This is a genomic window from Vibrio sp. OPT46 (genome assembly GCF_015163535.1).
Taxonomy (GTDB): Bacteria; Pseudomonadota; Gammaproteobacteria; order Enterobacterales; family Vibrionaceae; genus Vibrio; species Vibrio alginolyticus.
Window position 1 is genome coordinate 14,444 of the sequence record NZ_JADDYG010000042.1, and the last position, 2,376, is coordinate 16,819.

Genomic DNA, 2,376 nt, shown 5'->3' on the forward strand with positions numbered 1-2,376 from the left:
TACGTACAAGTTAAGAACTAAGGTACTCAACCCACCAAAAATCAACACGATCAAAATTTGGGTTAACACATACAGCGCATCAAAACCCATGATACTTGGCGTTAAAATTCGGTTGTGCGTAATGGTTTGAAATACAAGTGAAGACTGAGCAATGGCCACACCCGCTAGCACTATCGCCAATACTTTAGGAACTCTACGAGACAAAAAATATTGGTAGTTGTCAGCCGTTAGCCCAATACCAATAAACAGACACGCGAAAAGAATCGCAATGCCACCTAGCAGCAGGATTTTCGTTGAATCACGCATGTTGCTTACCTCGCAACAACATAGCGATGAATACCACGCCACCCAATATGCTGATCACGATAGAGATTGGCATTTCATGAGGGAAAATAATTAAACGACTCACCAAGTCGCAACACAACACCAAAATCGCCCCATACATGGCCGTAAGCGGAATGTTCTTTTTGAGATTATCGCCATAAAAGTGACTCACGAGATTCGGTACAATCAGCCCTAAGAATGGCAACTGGCCAACAATCATCACGACACTTGCTGACATGATGGACACCAATAGCACGCCAATCGTCACAACCTGCTGATAATTCAAACCCAAGTTAATCGCGAAATCTTTTCCGATACCTACGGCAGAGATCCTTGCGGCAAAAAGATAGCTGAGGATAACCATTGGTACCGCGATGTACAGCAGTTCAAAATCACCACGCAAGATGTTAGCGAAGTTTGCGACTGTCCAAGCATTCAGACTTTGAAGTGCATCATATTTGTAAGCGATAAACGTAGTCATGGATTGGATGACATTGCCGAAAATAATCCCGACAAGTGGCACAAAAACCACGCTCTTAAATTGAATGCGCTGAATAAAGAAAACAAACGCCAGCGTCCCAAATACCGAGATGCCGAACACGAGCCAAAGGTGATTATCATTACCAAAGAAAACCACGCTCAGTACGTAGCCCAGCATGGCACATTCGATCGTACCAGTTGTAGAAGGTGCCGCAAATCGGTTCTGGCTGATTTGCTGCATGACAAGACCCGCAATACTCAAGCCAGCACCAGCAAGCAATATGGCAAATAAACGTGGTATACGGCTGGTAAAGAAAAGTTCTAATGCTTTCTCATCACCTGAAAAGAGTTGTTGGGGTGTCATGTTTGCCACCCCAACAAATAACGAAACCGTGCTTAAAACCACAAGGGTTAGCAATAACTTCTTCAAAGTTAACCTCTGCTATCTTGGATTACAGTTCAACGGTTTGCTTTATCTCACTGACCATTTTTTCTGTTGCTGTCACACCAGACATCGACAAGTACCAAGCGTCCACATCTAAATAGGTGATTTTATGATTTTTATATGCCGCAGTCGCTTTGACTAAGTCGTTATCCATGGATTTACGAATATCGTTATCCGGCGTACCTGTCAGAGAATTTCGGTCAACCACGAGAATATTTTTCGGGTTAGCTTCACGAATAAACTCATAAGAAATGACATCTCCGTGAGTGCCCGTTTTCACGTGCTCAACCGTTTCCAAGAAGCCAAAGTCGTTATAAATGACGCCAAATCGCGACTGGGCACCAAACGCGCTGATGTTGTCACCCATGCTCAAAATCGTTAATGCATCATTTTTGTTCGATTGGTTGTAGTCACGGATTGCTTTGAATTGAGCATCTAGCGCTTCAATTTTCTGCTCTACTTTTTCTTCGATATTGAAGATCTTACCAATATTGCGCCATTGCGCTTGCGTGCCTTCCCAATAGCCTTGGTTCTCTTTCGCCGCAAAAACAACTGTAGGGGCAATTTCACTCAGCTCTTCATATTTCGCAGACGCTCGCGGACCAACCAAAATCAAATCCGGCTTTTGCATGTAGATAGTTTCAAAATCAGGTTCAAACAAACTACCCGCAGAGGTGTAGTTATCTTTGCTGTATTTTGAAAGGTAACTAGGAAGATTAGAAGAGTTAGATACTGCAACAGGATCGATACCAAAGTTGTCCAGCGCATCTAGCGGGCCAAAGCCAATCACAACCACACGCTCTGGGGATTGTTCTAGCTCTGTTTGACCCATGTAGTGGTCAATCACAACTTTAGCAGCGAAAGAAGGAGAAACAGTAAATAACGACAGCATAGCCGCACCGACGAATTTTTTCATTTTGTTAAGCCTTAATGAGATATATTATCATACGCGTTCGCAATATAACGCTACTCTTTAATGCATTCAACAAAATTTAAGGTACTTTACATTAGTTACGTTTACTCAAGACCTAGATATATCAAAGACTTATAAAACCCATCAGTTCCAATACCTGGGCGTATCATTCATGCGCTTCAATAAACGCTTTGAGTGCCAGCTCATCAATAAT

3 protein-coding genes are annotated in these 2,376 nt (G+C 42.7%); all 3 read right to left on the reverse strand.

Features of this window, described 5'->3' with window-relative positions; genetic code table 11:
- On the reverse strand, positions 1-306 hold a 306-nt coding region (locus IQR33_RS02500; protein ID WP_193843480.1), incomplete at its 3' end, for an iron chelate uptake ABC transporter family permease subunit.
- Positions 299-1,234 (reverse strand): iron chelate uptake ABC transporter permease subunit VctD, encoded by a 936-nt coding sequence (gene vctD / locus IQR33_RS02505; RefSeq protein ID WP_017820306.1) that lies wholly within the window; start codon positions 1,232-1,234, stop codon positions 299-301. The genes IQR33_RS02500 and vctD, both read right to left, overlap by 8 nt.
- Positions 1,235-1,256: 22 nt before the next feature.
- Positions 1,257-2,165: a siderophore ABC transporter substrate-binding protein gene (locus IQR33_RS02510; protein WP_005376635.1), complete on the reverse strand. Its 909-nt coding sequence runs from the start codon at positions 2,163-2,165 to the stop codon at positions 1,257-1,259.
- Between the last annotated feature and the right edge of the window lie 211 nt (positions 2,166-2,376).

What these genes read in the sequence shown, in the direction of transcription:
- IQR33_RS02510 (WP_005376635.1), bottom strand. Translation starts at nt 2,165, where the DNA reads ATGAAAAAATTCGTCGGTGCGGCTATGCTGTCGTTATTTACTGTTTCT.